The organism is Pseudomonas sp. NC02, assembly GCF_002874965.1.
In the GTDB taxonomy this organism is placed as follows: Bacteria; Pseudomonadota; Gammaproteobacteria; order Pseudomonadales; family Pseudomonadaceae; genus Aquipseudomonas.
In genome coordinates this window covers 1,032,470-1,048,245 of record NZ_CP025624.1, presented here as the reverse complement: position 1 = coordinate 1,048,245, position 15,776 = coordinate 1,032,470, and the positions used below count along the sequence as shown (strand labels likewise).

Below are 15,776 nucleotides of genomic sequence, written 5' to 3'. Positions count from 1 at the left end.
TAGTCTATTTTATAAACAGGGATGTTTTAATCGGGCGCAACGCTGGTTAAACCTTCAGGTTTAACCATAGGTCACGCCAAACGATCAGGTACGCCAAAACTTATACCAAAAAACAATATTGTACAGCTATTGGTGTCGGCGTAGTCTGTACCCAACGGTAAAACGAGGCCTCCCATGACTGTTCCCATCGCGATCATTGGCACCGGCATCGCCGGTCTCTCCGCCGCCCGAGCGTTGAAAGACGCGGGGCACGTTGTACAACTCTTCGATAAAAGCCGCGGCAGTGGCGGTCGCATGTCCAGCAAGCGCAGCGATGCGGGCTCGCTGGACATGGGCGCACAGTACTTCACCGCCCGCGACCGGCGCTTCGTCAACGAGGTGCAACGCTGGCAGGCCAATGGTTGCGCCGAGCAATGGAAGCCACAGCTGTACAACTTCAAGTCCGGCCAACTGACGCCCTCCCCCGATGAACAGATCCGCTGGGTCGGCACGCCGCGCATGAGCGCGATCACCCGCGCCCTGCTCGATGACTTGCCGGTGCAGTTCGGTTGCCGCATCACCGAGGTGTTCCAGGGTAAACATCACTGGAACCTGCTGGACGCCGACGGCGAAAGCCACGGCCCGTTCAGCCACGTGATCATCGCCACCCCGGCGCCCCAGGCCACTGCCTTGCTGGCCGCTGCGCCCAAGCTGGCGAGTGTCGCCGCCGGGGTCAAGATGGACCCGACCTGGGCCATTGCCCTGGCCTTCGACAAGCCGCTGGATACGCCCATGGAAGGCTGCTTCGTCCAGGACAGCCCGCTGGACTGGCTGGCGCGCAACCGCAGCAAACCGGGGCGCGACACCACCCTCGACACCTGGGTTTTGCACGCCACCAGCACCTGGAGCAAGCAACACCTGGACCTGTCCAAGGAAGCCGTGATCGAACACCTGCACGGCGCCTTTGCCGAACTGCTGCACAGCGCCATGCCGGCGCCATCCTTCACCCTCGCCCACCGCTGGCTGTACGCGCGGCCGTCCACCAGCCATGAATTTGGCGTGCTGGCCGACGCCGACTTGGGCCTGTATGTATGTGGCGACTGGTGCCTGTCAGGCCGCGTGGAAGGTGCGTGGCTCAGCGGCCAGGAGGCGGCGCGGCGGTTGATCGAGCACCTGCGATGAACCGCATCAATCCCGCCAAGTTGCTGCTGTCGAAGTGGACAGCAGCCCGCCCGCAGTACAAGGAAAAACATTTTCTGGTGACCAAACTGCTGCGTGATGACGAAGGCGATGTGCAGGAAATCGAGCTGGAAGCCGTGATGAGCCATCGCGTGCAGCGCCTGGCCTGGCAAACCCTGCAAAACGCCGAAGACTGGAAAATCGGCTGGAAATAGCCATTCCGCAAATACCTGTACAAATTATTTGACTTGTACAGCTTCAAACCTATGATGAGATTAAGTTGTACAGAAATTTAACTCTGTACAGGAATTTCATCGAGGTTTGGCCATGTCCAGCACCCTGCCCGCCACCGGCAAACCGAAAATCGCCATCAGCGCCTGCCTGTTGGGCGAGAACGTGCGCTTCAACGGCGGGCATAAACAATCCCAGCTGTGTAGCCAGACCCTGGCCGATTATTTCGACTTCGTGCCGCTGTGTCCTGAAGTCGCCATTGGCCTGGGCATCCCCCGCGAGCCGATTCGCCTGGTGGGCGACCCGCTCAATCCACAGGCCGTTGGCACCGTAAACCGCGAACTTAACGTGACCCAGCCGCTGGACGATTACGGCCAGCAAATGGCCGCTGAACACACCGACCTCTGCGGTTACATCTTCATGCAGAAATCCCCGTCCTGCGGCCTGGAACGGGTCAAGGTCTATCAGGACAACGGCATGCCCATCGACGGCGGCGGGCGCGGCATCTACGCCCAGGCGTTTTGTGCGCGCCACCCCAACCTGCCGGTGGAAGAAGACGGTCGGCTGAATGACCCGGTGCTGCGGGAAAACTTCCTGACCCGGGTGTTCGTCTACGCCACCTGGCAGCAACTGCTCGCCGAAGGCCTGACCCGTCACCGCCTGCTGGAATTTCACTCGCGCTACAAATACCTGCTGATGGCCCACAGCCCGGTGCATTACAAAAGCCTCGGCAACCTGCTGGGCAGCATGCCCAGGGACGTCGACCTGGGCGCCTTGGCCGCCGGCTACTTCAGCGAACTGATGAGCGCCCTGACCCAGTGCGCCACACGCGGCACCCACACCAACGTGCTGCAACACATCAGCGGCTACCTCAAGCAAGCCATCAGCGCCGAAGATAAACAGGAAATGCAGACCATCATCAGCCAATACCGCCAGGGCATCGTGCCGCTGGTGGTACCGCTGACGCTGCTCAAGCACCACTTTCGCCAGCATCCGGACCGCTATATCGCGCAGCAGGCCTACCTGCAACCGCACCCGGAAAACCTCAGCCTGCGTAATGCGATTTAACCTATGACTTTTCCCCTGCAAGAACCTGGCGAAGACATCGCCGAGGCCATCGAACAAGGCTGGCTGCCGATCCGCGAAGTGGCGCGCCAGACCGGCGTCAACGCCGTGACCTTGCGCGCCTGGGAGCGGCGCTACGGGCTGATCGTGCCCCAGCGCACGCCCAAGGGGCACCGCCTGTTCAGTGCCGAGCACGTGCAACGCATCCATACCATCCTGACCTGGCTCAACCGCGGTGTGCCGGTCAGCCAGGTCAAGAGCCTGATCGACACCGCGCAAGCCACCAGCGAACCGCCGGTGGAAAACGAATGGCACAACCGCCGCCAGCACCTGGTGCAGGCCATCAGCGAACTGGCCGAGCGCCGGGTGGATGATGCCTTCAACCAGGCCATGGCGCTGTACCCGCCGCGCACCTTGTGCGAGCAACTGTTATTGCCGTTGCTCAAGGAGCTCGAACTGCGCTGGCAAGGCCAGTTCGGCGCGCAGATGGAACGGGTATTTTTCTATTCCTGGCTGCGCAGCAAATTCGGTGCGCGGATGTATCACAACAACCGCCAGCTCAACGGCGCCCCCCTGCTGCTGATCAACCATTCCGACCTGCCGCTGGAGCCGCACCTGTGGCTCACCGCCTGGCTCGCCAGCAGCGCCGATTGCCCGGTGGAAGTTTTCGACTGGCCATTGCCGGTGGGCGAACTGGCCCTGGCCGTCGAGCATCTGCAACCCCGTGCGGTACTGCTGTATTCGAGCAAGGCACTCCATACCTCGGTGCTGGGCAAACTGTTGAGCGGCTTCAGTTGCCCAAAACTGATAACCGGACCAACGGTATGCATCCACCAGGCGGAGCTGTCCGTATTAACCCAAGAGATTCCTGAATTGCTCCTGGCCGAAGACCCGTTGTCGGCCCATCAGGTACTGATCCAGCGTGGACTTATTTAAATGCACTTGATCTGGCTGCGCACCGACCTGCGCCTACATGACAACACCGCCCTCGCCGCCGCCGCACAGCGTGGCCCGACAGCGGCCGTCTACCTGATCAGCCCCGGGCAATGGCTGGCCCACGATGACGCGCCGTGCAAGGTCGATTTCTGGCTGCGCAACCTGCAGCGCTTGAGCTCGGCACTGAGCGAGTTGAACATTCCGTTATTGATCCGCCATGCCGACACTTGGGATCAAGCACCTGAAGTTTTGGCAGGCCTGTGCCAGGAACTGTCGGTGGAGTCGGTGCACGTCAATGACGAATACGGCATCCACGAAGAGCGCCGCGACGCCGCTGTGGCCAAGGCCCTCGAAGCTCAAGGCATCACATTCCACACCTATCTGGACCAGTTGTTTTTCCAGCCCGGCAGCGTGCTGACCAAGACCGGCACCTACTTCCAGGTGTTCAGCCAGTTCCGCAAGGTCTGCTACAGCCGCCTGCATGGCGCCTTGCCGCGTTTGGTCGCCACGCCCAAGGCGCAGGCGCCGCTCACACTCAAAAGCGACGAGGTTCCGGATCACGTCGAGGGCTTCGCTACCCCGAGCGAAGCCTTGCGCGCCCTGTGGCCTGCCGGCGAAGCCGAAGCCCGGCGCCGTCTCGACCAGTTCGCCGACGCACAAATCAGCTACTACAAGGACGAACGCGACTTCCCGGCCAAGCCCGGTACCAGCCAGCTTTCGGCCTACCTTGCAGCGGGCGTGGTTTCACCGCGCCAGTGCCTGCATGCCGCGCTGCAAAGCAACCAGGGTGAATTCGAAAGCGGCGACATCGGCGCGATTACCTGGATCAACGAGCTGCTGTGGCGCGAGTTCTACAAACATATTCTGGTGGGCTACCCACGGGTCTCGCGCCACCGCGCATTCCGCCCGGAGACCGAAGCCGTGGCCTGGCGTAACAGCCCGGAAGACTTGAAAGCGTGGCAGGAAGCACGCACCGGCCTGCCGATCATCGACGCCGCCATGCGCCAGCTGCTGGAAACCGGCTGGATGCACAATCGCCTGCGCATGGTGGTGGCGATGTTCCTGACCAAAAACCTGCTGATCGACTGGCGCGAAGGCGAGCGCTTTTTCATGCGTCACCTGATCGACGGCGATCTGGCAGCCAACAACGGTGGCTGGCAGTGGAGTTCGTCCACCGGCACCGACTCGGCCCCGTACTTCCGGATTTTCAGCCCCTTGAGCCAATCGGAAAAATTCGACGGCGAAGGTGTATTTATCAAGCACTGGCTGCCGCAACTGGCGGCGCTGAACAAAAAGGAAGTGCACAACCCCGACGCCGTGGGCGGCCTGTTTGGTGTGGCCGACTATCCTCGTCCTATCGTCGACTTGAAAAAATCCCGCGAGCGCGCCCTCGCCGCTTTCCGCAGCCTGCCTTCACGCCAGGCGGTCGGAGGTGCTTATGAGTGATTTCCTGCGCCGCTTCGCCCAGGTGTTCGCCAGTGTGGACAAGCACAACCTGCACCTGCTCGACGGCCTGTACAGCCAGGACATCAGTTTCACCGACCCACTGCACGAGGTGCACGGGCTGCCGGCGTTGCACCGCTACTTCGCCGAGCTGTACGACAACGTTACCCAGTTGCGCTTTGACTTCCATGGCTTTGATCAAGTGGCGGAAGGCGAAGGCTACCTGCGCTGGAAAATGAGCTTCTGCCACCCGCGCCTGGCCAAGGGCGAAGTGATTCGTGTGGAAGGCTGCTCGCACCTGCTGTGGCGCGACAAGGTGTATCGCCACCGGGATTATTTTGACGCTGGACAGTTGCTGTATGAACACGTGCCGGTCCTTGGCGGTGTGGTCAGCTGGCTGAAAAGGAGAATGGGATGAGCCTTAACCTTCCACGTCGTTACTGGTTGACCGGTGCCAGCAGTGGCATCGGGGCCGAACTGGCCAAGACGCTGCTCGAAAGCGGTGCCCATGTGGCCCTCAGTTCCCGCTCCAAGGCGCCCCTGGAACAGCTTGCCCAGCAATACCCCGGGCAAGTGCTGGTGGTGGCCGGCGACCTGACCAACAGCCAGACCGTACGCGAGATCGGTGAACACATCGCGGTGGCCTGGGGTTCGCTGGATACGGTGATCCTGAATGCCGGCACCTGCGAATACGTGGATGCCAGGCAGTTTGATTCCTCGATCATCGAGCACGTGGTGCGCACCAACCTGCTGGCCAGCAGTTACTGCATAGAGGCCGCGCTGCCGCTGTTGCGTGCCGGTCATACACCGCACCTGGTCGGTGTGGCCAGTGCGGTGACCTACCTGCCGATGCCCAGGGCGGAAGCCTATGGTGCGTCGAAGGCGGGCCTGCGTTACCTGTTCGAGTCCCTGCGTATCGACCTGTCGCCTGAAGGGATCGACGTCACCGTGGTCAGCCCGGGGTTTGTCGACACGCCGCTGACCGCCCGCAATGATTTCCCGATGCCCCTGAGCTGGCCGGCGGACAAGGCCGCGCGACATATCTTCGCCAAGCTGCAAAACCGCCCATTGGAAATTGCCTTCCCTGCCCTGTTTATTGCCGCCTTGTGGCCACTGTCGAAACTGCCGAACCGCGTCCAGTTGATCATTGGCAAACGCATGCTGCGCAGCCCGCCGCCGAGAAAGGACGACCTGTGAAGATCGCCATTATCGGCAGCGGCATTGCCGGGCTGACCAGCGCCTACCTGCTCGGTCGCCGCCACGACATCACCCTGTTCGAAGCGGGCGACCGCATCGGCGGCCACACTCACACGGTGAATGTCACAGTGGAAGGCAAAAGCCATGCGGTGGACACCGGCTTTATCGTGTTCAACGACTGGACCTATCCCAACTTCATCAAGCTGCTGGGGCAAATTGGCGTGACGTACAAACCCACCGAGATGAGCTTTTCGGTGTGCGACCCGAACGCCGGGTTCGAGTACAACGGCAACAACCTCAACAGCCTGTTTGCCCAGCGCCGGAATATTCTGTCGCCGGGGTTCTGGGGCATGTTGCGCGATATCCTGCGCTTCAACCGCCAGGCGCCCCTGGACCTGCAAGAGCAACGCATCAGCGCCGAGATGACCCTGGGCGAGTACCTGCAAGCGGGCGGCTACGGCCAGCGATTTATCCAGCACTACATCGTGCCGATGGGCGCGGCGATCTGGTCGATGTCCCTGGCTGACATGCTCGGGTTTCCCCTGCAATTCTTCGTGCGGTTCTTCAAGAACCATGGCTTGTTGTCGGTGAGCAACCGGCCGCAGTGGTGCGTGATCGAAGGCGGTTCCAGCCGCTATATCGAACCGCTGACCCAGTCCTTCCGCGAAAATATCCGCCTCAATTGCCCGGTCACCCGGGTTGAGCGTTCAGCCATCGGCGCAGTTATCCACAGCGCCGCCGGCAGCGAGGCATTCGACAAGGTGGTGTTCGCCTGCCACAGCGACCAGGCTCTGGCCTTGCTGGGGGATGCGAGCCTGGCCGAGCAACAGATCCTTGGCGCCCTGCCCTACGCCGACAATGACGTCGTCCTGCACACCGATACCCGTCTGCTGCCCGACCGCAAACTGGCCTGGGCCAGCTGGAATTACCGCCTGGATGGCCGCGCGCAAAAACAGGCGGCGGTGACCTACGACATGAACATCCTGCAGGGCATCGACAGCACCACCACCTTTTGCGTGAGCCTCAATCAAACGGCGCTGATCAACCCGCTCAAAGTCCTCGCCCGCTACACCTACGCCCACCCGCAATACAGCCTGGCCGCCGTGGCCGCCCAAGCGCGCTGGGAAGAACTGCACGGCACGCAGCACACCTATTATTGCGGCGCCTACTGGGCCAACGGTTTCCACGAAGACGGCGTGGTCAGCGCATTGCGCGTGGCCAAGGCGTTCGGGGAAATCCTGTGAACAGCGCCCTGTACAGCGGCTGGATCGCCCATCGGCGGTTTACGCCAAAGGGCCATGCCTTCCGCTACCGGATCGGCCTGCTGTACCTGGACCTCAGCGAACAGGACGAAGTGTTCGGCTTGTCGCCATTGGCGGGCGAGCGCTGGGCGCCGTTCGCGTTTCGCCAGCAGGATTACCTGCGTGAATTTACCCGTCACGGCATGAGCTTGACCGATGCCGTACGCCAAGAAGTCGGCAAGGCCCTGGGGCGCATCCCCTCGGGCGTTATCTGCCTGCTGACCCAGGCCCGCAGTTGGGGCCTGGCCTTTAACCCGGTGAGTTTCTTCTACTGCTTCGAGGCCGACGGAACGCTGGCCGCGATCCTTTGTGAAGTGACCAACACCCCGTGGCGCGAGCGCTATCACTACGTGCTGCCAGCCCAGGCGCTGCCTGCCGGTGAGCATCAGCACTTCGCCGTGGCCAAGGCGTTTCATGTGTCGCCGTTCTTGCCCCGGGACCTGGAATACCGCATGAGCTTCAGCCCGCCCGCCGCCAGGCTCGGCGTGCATATGGCCGACTGGCAGGGCGAACTGAAAGTCTTCGACGCCACCTTGAGCCTGCAACGCGAAGCCCTGAACCGCGCCAGCCTGCACCGCTACCTGTGGCGCTTCCCGTGGATGACAGCCAAGACCTGCCTGGCCATTTATTGGCAGGCCTTGCGCCTCTTGCTTAAACGCACGCCGATTTTTTCCCATCACGCCGCCGAAGGCGCTTCTCGCACCGCAGTCGGTTACACCAAGGATCGCCGCCATGAAATCCCCTAGCTTATCGGTCAAATCCAACCGCTTGAACGTCAACGGCATGACCGCCGCGCTGCTGCGCAAAGCCGTGCTGCGCCAGCTCGGCCAACTGCGCCACGGCCAGTTGGTGGTGATCGAGGACGGCGAACGGCAAGTCTTCGGCGCACGGGAAGCGCACCTGCTGGGGGAGATCCAGATCCTCGATTCAGCCGTGTGGGGGCTGGTGGCGGCCAACGGCTCCATCGGCGCCGGCGAGGCATTTATCCATGGTTACTGGAGCAGCCCGGACCTGACCGCCGTGGTACGGGTGATGGTCAGCAACCTCGACGTGCTGGATGCGCTGGAAGGTGGGCTGGCGAAACTGGCGCGGCCCTTCACCCAGGGCCTGCACTGGCTCAACCGCAATACGCGCAAGGGCTCGCAGAAAAACATCGCCGCCCACTACGACCTGGGCAACGACCTGTTCGAGGAATTCCTCGACCCGACCATGATGTATTCGGCCGCGCAGTTCCTCACCGCCGATGACACACTGGAACAGGCACAACTGAACAAACTGGAACGCATCTGCCAGAAGCTCGCGCTGAAACCGTCCGACCACCTGCTGGAAATCGGCACCGGCTGGGGCAGCATGGCGATTTATGCCGCGCAGCAGTACGGCTGCAAGGTCACCACCACGACCCTGTCCAAAGAGCAGTTTGCCTACACTGAAAAACGCATCGAGGCCCTGGGTTTGCAGAATCAGGTGACGTTGCTGCTGGAGGACTACCGCGACCTGACCGGGCAGTACGACAAGCTGGTGTCGATCGAGATGATCGAAGCCGTGGGCCACCGCTTCCTGCCGACCTATTTCAAACAGTGCGCGCAGTTGCTCAAGAGCAACGGCCTGATGTTGCTGCAAGCCATCACCATTCGTGAACAGCGCTACGAACAGGCCAAGAGCAGCGTGGATTTTATCCAGCGCTATATCTTCCCCGGCGGCGCCCTGCCCTGTGTACAGAAGATGCTGGAGGTCGTCAGCCGCGACACTGACATGAACCTGCTGCACATGGAGGACTTCGGCCTGCACTACGCGCGAACCCTGCGCCTGTGGCATGAGAACTTTCGTCGCGCCCACAGCCGCCTGACGGAAATGGGCTACGACGAATACTTCCTGCGGCTGTGGGAGTTTTACCTGTGCTACTGCGAAGGCGGCTTTATGGAGCGCACCATCGGCACCGCGCAGATGCTGCTGGCCAAGCCGGCGGCGCTGACCCAGCCACTGCTCGGGCGCTTTGATGCTTAAACCACTGGCAAATGCCGTGCTGTTCCAGTGCGGCTGGTTTGCCTGTGTGCTGGGCGGCGACAGTCTGTGGCTGTTGGTGGGGTTGGCGGTGCTGGTAATCCACCTGCTGTGGATAAGTTCGTGGTCAGCGGAAGGCCAGGTGATTCTTGCCGTCACCATGTTGGGCACCGTGATCGACACCGTGCTACGAGCATTCGGCGTGTTTCATTTCAGCCTGCCCGGACCGTTGGCACCATGGTGGCTGATCCTGTTGTGGGCATTGCTAGCGACCACGCTACGCCATTGCCTGGCCTGGAGCGCGCAGCCCTGGTGGCGTGCGAGCTTGTTGGGGGCGGTGGGCGGGCCGTTGTCCTATTACGCGGGCAGCCAACTGGCCGGGGTGAGTTTCGGCTATGGCACCGTGCCGACCGTCATCGGCCTGGCGTTACTCTGGGGGATGATTTTTCCGTTGTTGCATTGGGTCGCCAGGCAGTTGGCGCATTGACGTCCGTCAGCCCTTTCACACACCTATGAGCCGCTTGCCTTACACTGCGCGCCTATGACCAACATCCCCCATACCCAAATCGCCGAACCTGCCGTCACCTGCTCCACCTGCGCCGCGTGCTGCTGCCAGCTGGAAGTCATGCTGATCACCGACACCGGCGTGCCCGATCGCTTTATCGATACCGACGATTGGGGCGGCGAAGTCATGCTGCGCCTGGATGACGGCTGGTGCGCGGCGCTGGACCGCGACACGATGATGTGCACGATTTACGAGAAGCGGCCGCTGATCTGCCGGGAATTCGAGATGGGCGCGCCGGAGTGCATCGATGAGCGCCAGGGGATTGCGACGGTGTATCGCTGATTTCGGAACCAATGAGTAGCCAATGTGGGAGCGGGCTTGCTCGCGAAAGCGGTGTGTCAGTCAACTGATTCGTGGCTGATATACCGCTTTCGCGAGCAAGCCCGCTCCCACAATGGTTTTGCAGTGTGCTTAAAAAACTACAACGGCAGCGTGTAGTGCAGCGAATAACTCTCTACACCATCGTTATTGCTGCTGATCCCGGCATTGGAGTAATGGGTGGCCCGAATCCCCACTTCACTGCCACCGACAAAGCGCAAGCCAAAGCCCAGCCGGTCTTCAAACTGGAAAGCCTGGCCGATATTGTTGTCTTCTACCCGCGTGCGGGAGAACACGGCCACACCCACGCCGGCCTCGATGTACGGCTTCACCCTCTCCCCGGCAAACTCATACACAAACACGGGTGAGAACGACAGGCTGCTGACGCTGGCCCGCTTGTCACCGTCCCAGTAGGTGTAGGCGCCGCTCCAGTACCCGGTCACGCGCCCCGTATCGGTCTGCCACCAGCTTTTATCCCAGTCCGAGGTCAGCCCCAACCGATAGGTCATGGTCGAATCGCTCGTACTTCCCACCCCAAGTTCCAGGCCTGCCGCCTGTGCGGAAAAAGAGTGCCCCAACATTGCGGCCGCAATCGCAGCCAAACAGAACAAGCGCTTCATAGAGAAACATCCCTTCCGAACGAAGTTGTATGATTTTGTACCGGCTAACTTGCTATAGAAGCTGCCGTATAGCCAGAAGTTCAGCGGATAAAGGCGTTATTTCACGTTTTTTTCACACGCCAAAACTACGCACAACTCCGGGAGATTTCCATAGGGTCGGTAGGATATTTCTTAGATGCTGCGGATCGCCGCTGGTCCAGAACTGTACAGGCGGCGGATTGCCAGTGGCCAGCAGTTCGCGATCACTCAAAAGACGTTGCAATTGACGCGCTACTGCCGCCCCGGTGTCGATCAAAATGATCGTCGGCGGGAGCATCTCGGCGAGCAGGGGCTTGAGGAACGGGTAGTGGGTGCAGCCAAGGATGATGGTGTCGCAACCGGCCGCAATCAGCGGCTCCACGTAGCCTTGCAACAGCAGGCGCAGGGCCGGGCTGTCCAGGTCGCCGGTTTCGATCAGCTCCACCAGGCCCGGGCAGGGTTGGGTGATTACCCGCACATCGGTGGCGAAGCGGTCGAGCAAGGCGGCGAACTTGGCGCTTTGCAGGGTGCCGGTGGTCGCCAGCACGCCGACGACGCCACTGCGGGTCGCGGCAGCCGCGGGTTTGACTGCCGGTTCCATGCCCACCAATGGCCAGTCGGGATAGTCCTGGCGCAAATCGGCAACCGCCGCAACGGTCGCCGTGTTGCAGGCAATCACAAACGCTTTGGCGCCCTTCTCACGGAAGAACGCCGCCACCTGTCGCGAACGATCGAGGATGAACGCCGGGGTTTTCTCGCCGTAGGGGATATTCCCGCCATCCGCCACGTACAGCAGCGACTCATGGGGCAGCAGACGCTGGATTTCGTCCAGCACCGACAGGCCGCCGACACCGGAGTCGAACACACCAATCGGCGCATCCTTAACCATGTTGGCTACCGCAGACGATGCAACCGGGGTCACGCTTGACCCGCAGCTCGCGAAAACGCGTGGTCAGGGCGTCGATCAACAAAAGCCGCCCCACCAACGGCTCGCCGAAACCGGCCAGTAACTTCAAGGCTTCCAGGGCCTGCAGGCTGCCGACCAGGCCCACCAACGGGCCGATGACGCCGGCTTCGCTGCAGGTCAGTTCGGCGTCGCTGCCGTGCCCGTATAAACAGTGGTAGCAGGGGCTTTCGGCGCGACGAGGGTCGAACACCGACAGCTGGCCTTCGAGGCGAATCGCCGCACCGCTCACCAAAGGCTTGCCGGCAGCGACACACGCAGCGTTGACCGCTTCGCGGGTGGAGAAGTTGTCGCTGCAATCCAGTACCACATCGACCACCGCCACGGCGGCCGCGAGGGAATCCTCATCCAGCGCGCTGCGATGGGCAACCAGCTGTATTTCAGGATTGATCGCGCCCAGGCGGCGAATCGCCGAGTCGACCTTGCTCAGGCCGACGCTGTCGGTGTCGTGAATGATCTGGCGTTGCAGGTTGGTCAGGTCGACAGTGTCGAAATCCGCCAAATGCAGCTCACCCACCCCCGCCGCCGCCAGGTACAGCGCCACCGGCGAACCGAGGCCACCCAGGCCGACGATCAGCGCGCGGCTGTTTTTCAGGCGCAACTGGCCTTCGATGTCGACATGCTGCAACAGAATCTGCCGGCTATAGCGCAACAGCTCCTGGTCGTTCATCACGGGCGGCGTCCCAACGTGATGCGTTCGTGGCCGCCCAGGTCGATGCGGCTGTGGACTTCTTCAAAGCCTTCCCCCAGCAGCAGGTCGCGCACGGCGGGCGCCTGGTCGTAACCGTGTTCCAGCAGCAACCAACCTGCGGCGTCGAGGTGCGCAGGTGCCTGGGCGATGATCAGCCGCAGGTCGTCCAGGCCGTCATGCCCGGATACCAGCGCGCTGGCCGGTTCAAAGCGCACGTCACCGGCCACCAGGTGCGGGTCGGTGTCGGCTATATAAGGTGGGTTGCTGATGATCAGGTTGTAAGTGTGGCCTTCGAGGGCACTGAACCAATGGCTGTTCAGCACCGTGGCGTTGTTCAGGTGCAGGCGCTGGCGGTTGCGTTCGGCCAGGGCCACAGCTTCCAGCACGCGGTCGACCGCCGTGACTTGCCAGGCCGGGCGTTCGCTGGCCAGGGCCAGGGCAATCGCGCCGCTGCCGGTGCCCAGGTCCAGGACCTTGGCCGGTGTGGCAGGCAGCAATTCCAGGGCGGCTTCCACCAGCATCTCGGTTTCCGGACGCGGGATCAGCGTGTGCGGTGCCACTTCCAGGTCGAGCTTCCAGAAGCCTTGCTGGCCGAGGATGTAGGCCACGGGCTCGCCGGCACGACGGCGTTGCAGGTAGTCGGCAAAGGTCAGCGCGTGTTCACTGCTGACGATTTTTTCCGGCCAGGTGTGCAGGTAGCTGCGGGACTTGCCCAAGGCGGCGGCCAGCAACAATTCCACGTCCAGGCGCGCAGTCGGCGAGTCCGGCAGGTCGGCGGCGCGTAACAAACTGGCAATAATGGTCATTTATTCACCTATCGCCGCAAGCTGGTCGGCCTGGTATTCGGCCAACAACGGCTCGATTACCGCATCGACGCCACCGGCGAGGATTTCGTCCAGGGAGTACAGCGTCAGGTTGACGCGGTGGTCGGTGACCCGGCCCTGGGCAAAGTTGTAGGTACGAATGCGCTCGGAACGGTCGCCCGAGCCCACCAGCAGCTTACGCTCGCTGGCAATCGCATTGGCGGCGGCGCTGGTCTGCTGGTCATTCAGCTTGGCCGACAGCCAGGACATGGCCCGCGCACGGTTCTTGTGCTGGGAACGTTCTTCCTGGCACTCCACCACGATGCCCGAAGGCAAGTGAGTGATACGGATCGCCGAGTCGGTCTTGTTGACGTGCTGGCCACCGGCGCCCGATGAGCGGTAGGTGTCGACCCGCAGGTCTGCCGGGTTGATCTCGATGGCTTCCTGCTCGTCGGGCTCGGGCAACACGGCCACGGTGCACGCCGAGGTGTGGATACGGCCCTGGGATTCCGTGGCCGGCACCCGCTGCACGCGGTGCACGCCGGATTCGAACTTCAGTTTGCCGTAGACATTCTCGCCCTCAACCCGGGCGATGACTTCTTTATAGCCGCCGTGTTCGCCTTCGTTCTCGGACAAAATCTCCACACGCCAGCCGCGACGCTCGGCATAGCGCGAATACATGCGGAACAGGTCGCCGGAGAAAATCGCCGCTTCGTCACCGCCGGTGCCGGCGCGGATTTCAAGGAACACGTTGCGCCCATCGTTCGGGTCCTTGGGCAACAGCATGCGTTGCAGGTCGCCTTCCAGTTCGATCAGCTTGTCCTTGGCCTCTCGCACTTCTTCAACGGCCATTTCGCGCATGTCCGGGTCGCTGTCCTTGAGCAGCGCCTGGGCGCCTTCGAGGTCAGCCTGAACCTTGAGCAACTGTTTATAGGTGCCCACGATCGGTTCAACTTCCGCGTATTCCTTGGAATAGGTGCGGAACTTGGTCTGATCGGAGATGACCTCGCCATCGCCGAGCAAGGCGGTCAGTTCTTCGAAACGGTCCTGAAGGACGTCCAGTTTATTGAGCAGTGACGCTTTCATTGCGGTTTTTTATCCGAAGAGCTTTCTGTCGCGCCCTCACCGAGGGCAAAGAGTTCCTGGGCCATGGCCAGCGCATCGAGGCGGCCTTCGGCGGTAAGCTTTTTCAACTGGACACTGGGAGCATGCAGCAATTTGTTGGTCAGGCCGCGCGCCAACTGCATCAGCACGTCTTCGGCGCTGCTGCCGTTGGCGAGCATACGCTGGGCCTTGATCAATTCCTCGTCCCGCAGGCGTTCGCCTTGCTGACGGTAGGCCTTGAGCACGTCCACTGCCGCCAGTTCACGCAGGCGCACCATGAAATCGTCGGCACCGGTGCTGACCATTTCCTCGGCAGCCTGGGCAGCGCCCTGGCGACTCTTCAGGTTTTCGGCGACCACTTCGTGCAGGTCGTCGACGCTGTAGAGGTAAACGTCGTCCAACTCGCCGACTTCAGGCTCGATATCCCGGGGAACGGCGATATCCACCATGAAGATCGGCTTGTGCTTGCGCAGTTTCAGGGCGCTTTCCACCGCGCCCTTGCCGAGGATCGGCAACTGGCTGGCAGTAGAGCTGATGACGATGTCGCTGCGCACCAGCTCGGCCGGGATGTCGGAGAGCAACACCGCGTGGGCACCGAACTGCTCGGCCAGGATGCTGGCGCGTTCCAGGGTACGGTTGGCGACGACGATGCGCTTTACGCCCAGTTCGTGCAGGTGGCGGGCGACCAGGGTGATGGTCTCGCCGGCGCCGATCAGCAGGGCCTGGCTGCGCTGCAAGTCACTGAAAATCTGTTTGGCCAGGCTGACGGCGGCAAACGCCACGGACACCGGGTTTTCACCGATGGCGGTGTCGGTGCGCACCTGCTTGGCGGAGTTGAAGGTGGCCTGGAACAGGCGCCCCAGCAGCGGGCCGATGGTGCCGGCCTCGCGGGCCACGGCGTAGGCGGACTTCATCTGGCCGAGAATCTGCGGTTCGCCCAACACCAGCGAATCCAGCCCGGAGGCGACGCGCATCATGTGACGAACTGCCGCATCCTCTTCGTGCACATATGAGCTTTGGCGCAGCTCATCGAGGCTCAAATGGTGGTAATCGGCCAGCCAGCGCAGCACCACATCCGCTGAAAGATGTTCCTGCTCTATATAGAGCTCGCTGCGATTACAGGTCGAAAGGATCGCAGCTTCGCGACTGTCGGTGAGCCGGCAGAGCTGCTGCAAGGCCTCAACCAACTGCTCGGGAGTAAAAGCCACGCGCTCGCGGACGTCTACAGAAGCAGTCTTGTGGTTAATACCGAGTGCAAGGAAGGCCATTCAATATCGCTGATGATGTCGGGAAGCCGACAATTGTCCTACTTCGAATGATTCAGAACAACCACCGTAGGCTATTGTCCTAGTAGCTTACGC

Annotated in this window: 18 protein-coding genes; 12 read left to right on the top strand and 6 right to left on the bottom strand. The window is 61.8% G+C overall.

Annotation, left to right across the window (positions count from 1 at the left end; translation table 11 throughout):
* Positions 1-174 precede the first annotated feature (174 nt).
* The 12 genes from C0058_RS04735 to C0058_RS04680 all read left to right on the top strand — a co-directional run bounded on the left by C0058_RS04735 (position 175) and on the right by C0058_RS04680 (position 10,179).
* Complete coding sequence (locus C0058_RS04735) at positions 175-1,161, top strand: NAD(P)/FAD-dependent oxidoreductase (protein WP_003208434.1); 987 nt, start codon at positions 175-177, stop codon at positions 1,159-1,161.
* Positions 1,158-1,373, top strand: a complete 216-nt coding sequence (locus tag C0058_RS04730; RefSeq protein WP_008432289.1) for a TIGR02450 family Trp-rich protein — start codon at positions 1,158-1,160, stop codon at positions 1,371-1,373. Before C0058_RS04735 ends, C0058_RS04730 begins: the two co-directional genes overlap by 4 nt.
* Before the next feature lie 112 nt (positions 1,374-1,485).
* A complete protein-coding gene (locus tag C0058_RS04725) occupies positions 1,486-2,457 on the top strand; it encodes a DUF523 and DUF1722 domain-containing protein (RefSeq protein ID WP_008432288.1) in 972 nt (323 codons plus the stop codon).
* Positions 2,458-2,460: 3 nt separating this feature from the next.
* Positions 2,461-3,390, top strand: coding sequence for a MerR family transcriptional regulator (locus tag C0058_RS04720; RefSeq protein ID WP_008432286.1), 930 nt, complete (start codon positions 2,461-2,463; stop codon positions 3,388-3,390).
* On the top strand, positions 3,391-4,836 hold the full coding sequence (gene phrB, locus C0058_RS04715) for a deoxyribodipyrimidine photo-lyase (protein WP_102368131.1): 1,446 nt from the start codon (positions 3,391-3,393) through the stop codon (positions 4,834-4,836).
* Entirely contained in the window at positions 4,829-5,251 is a 423-nt protein-coding gene (locus tag C0058_RS04710; protein WP_003208426.1) for a nuclear transport factor 2 family protein, read from the top strand. Before phrB ends, C0058_RS04710 begins: the two co-directional genes overlap by 8 nt.
* Positions 5,248-6,030 carry an SDR family oxidoreductase gene (locus C0058_RS04705; protein WP_102368130.1) on the top strand — a complete coding sequence of 261 codons (783 nt, stop codon included), beginning with the start codon at positions 5,248-5,250 and terminating at the stop codon, positions 6,028-6,030. The genes C0058_RS04710 and C0058_RS04705 overlap by 4 nt, the downstream gene beginning before the upstream one ends.
* On the top strand, positions 6,027-7,274 hold the full coding sequence (locus C0058_RS04700) for an NAD(P)/FAD-dependent oxidoreductase (RefSeq protein ID WP_102368129.1): 1,248 nt from the start codon (positions 6,027-6,029) through the stop codon (positions 7,272-7,274). Before C0058_RS04705 ends, C0058_RS04700 begins: the two co-directional genes overlap by 4 nt.
* A complete protein-coding gene (locus tag C0058_RS04695; protein WP_003208422.1) occupies positions 7,271-8,077 on the top strand; it encodes a DUF1365 domain-containing protein in 807 nt (268 codons plus the stop codon). Before C0058_RS04700 ends, C0058_RS04695 begins: the two co-directional genes overlap by 4 nt.
* On the top strand, positions 8,064-9,335 hold the full coding sequence (locus C0058_RS04690) for a cyclopropane-fatty-acyl-phospholipid synthase family protein (protein ID WP_087693767.1): 1,272 nt from the start codon (positions 8,064-8,066) through the stop codon (positions 9,333-9,335). Before C0058_RS04695 ends, C0058_RS04690 begins: the two co-directional genes overlap by 14 nt.
* Positions 9,328-9,819 (top strand): DUF2878 domain-containing protein, encoded by a 492-nt coding sequence (locus tag C0058_RS04685; protein WP_102368128.1) that lies wholly within the window; start codon positions 9,328-9,330, stop codon positions 9,817-9,819. Before C0058_RS04690 ends, C0058_RS04685 begins: the two co-directional genes overlap by 8 nt.
* A 54-nt stretch (positions 9,820-9,873) precedes the next feature.
* Complete coding sequence (locus C0058_RS04680; RefSeq protein ID WP_003208416.1) at positions 9,874-10,179, top strand: YkgJ family cysteine cluster protein; 306 nt, start codon at positions 9,874-9,876, stop codon at positions 10,177-10,179.
* A gap of 137 nt (positions 10,180-10,316) precedes the next feature.
* Here the strand turns inward: C0058_RS04680 and C0058_RS04675 are convergent, their stop codons facing one another.
* From C0058_RS04675 to hemA, 6 genes are all read right to left on the bottom strand, one after another.
* Complete coding sequence (locus C0058_RS04675; RefSeq protein ID WP_003208415.1) at positions 10,317-10,835, bottom strand: acyloxyacyl hydrolase; 519 nt, start codon at positions 10,833-10,835, stop codon at positions 10,317-10,319.
* A gap of 112 nt (positions 10,836-10,947) precedes the next feature.
* Entirely contained in the window at positions 10,948-11,742 is a 795-nt protein-coding gene (gene murI, locus C0058_RS04670) for a glutamate racemase (RefSeq protein ID WP_003208413.1), read from the bottom strand.
* Positions 11,735-12,490 (bottom strand): molybdopterin-synthase adenylyltransferase MoeB, encoded by a 756-nt coding sequence (locus tag C0058_RS04665; RefSeq protein ID WP_102368127.1) that lies wholly within the window; start codon positions 12,488-12,490, stop codon positions 11,735-11,737. Before C0058_RS04665 ends, murI begins: the two co-directional genes overlap by 8 nt.
* Complete coding sequence (gene prmC / locus C0058_RS04660; protein ID WP_003208408.1) at positions 12,487-13,314, bottom strand: peptide chain release factor N(5)-glutamine methyltransferase; 828 nt, start codon at positions 13,312-13,314, stop codon at positions 12,487-12,489. Before prmC ends, C0058_RS04665 begins: the two co-directional genes overlap by 4 nt.
* Positions 13,315-14,397: a peptide chain release factor 1 gene (prfA, locus tag C0058_RS04655; RefSeq protein ID WP_003208405.1), complete on the bottom strand. Its 1,083-nt coding sequence runs from the start codon at positions 14,395-14,397 to the stop codon at positions 13,315-13,317.
* Positions 14,394-15,683, bottom strand: coding sequence for a glutamyl-tRNA reductase (gene hemA / locus C0058_RS04650; protein ID WP_008432265.1), 1,290 nt, complete (start codon positions 15,681-15,683; stop codon positions 14,394-14,396). The genes prfA and hemA overlap by 4 nt, the downstream gene beginning before the upstream one ends.
* Positions 15,684-15,776: the final 93 nt, after the last annotated feature.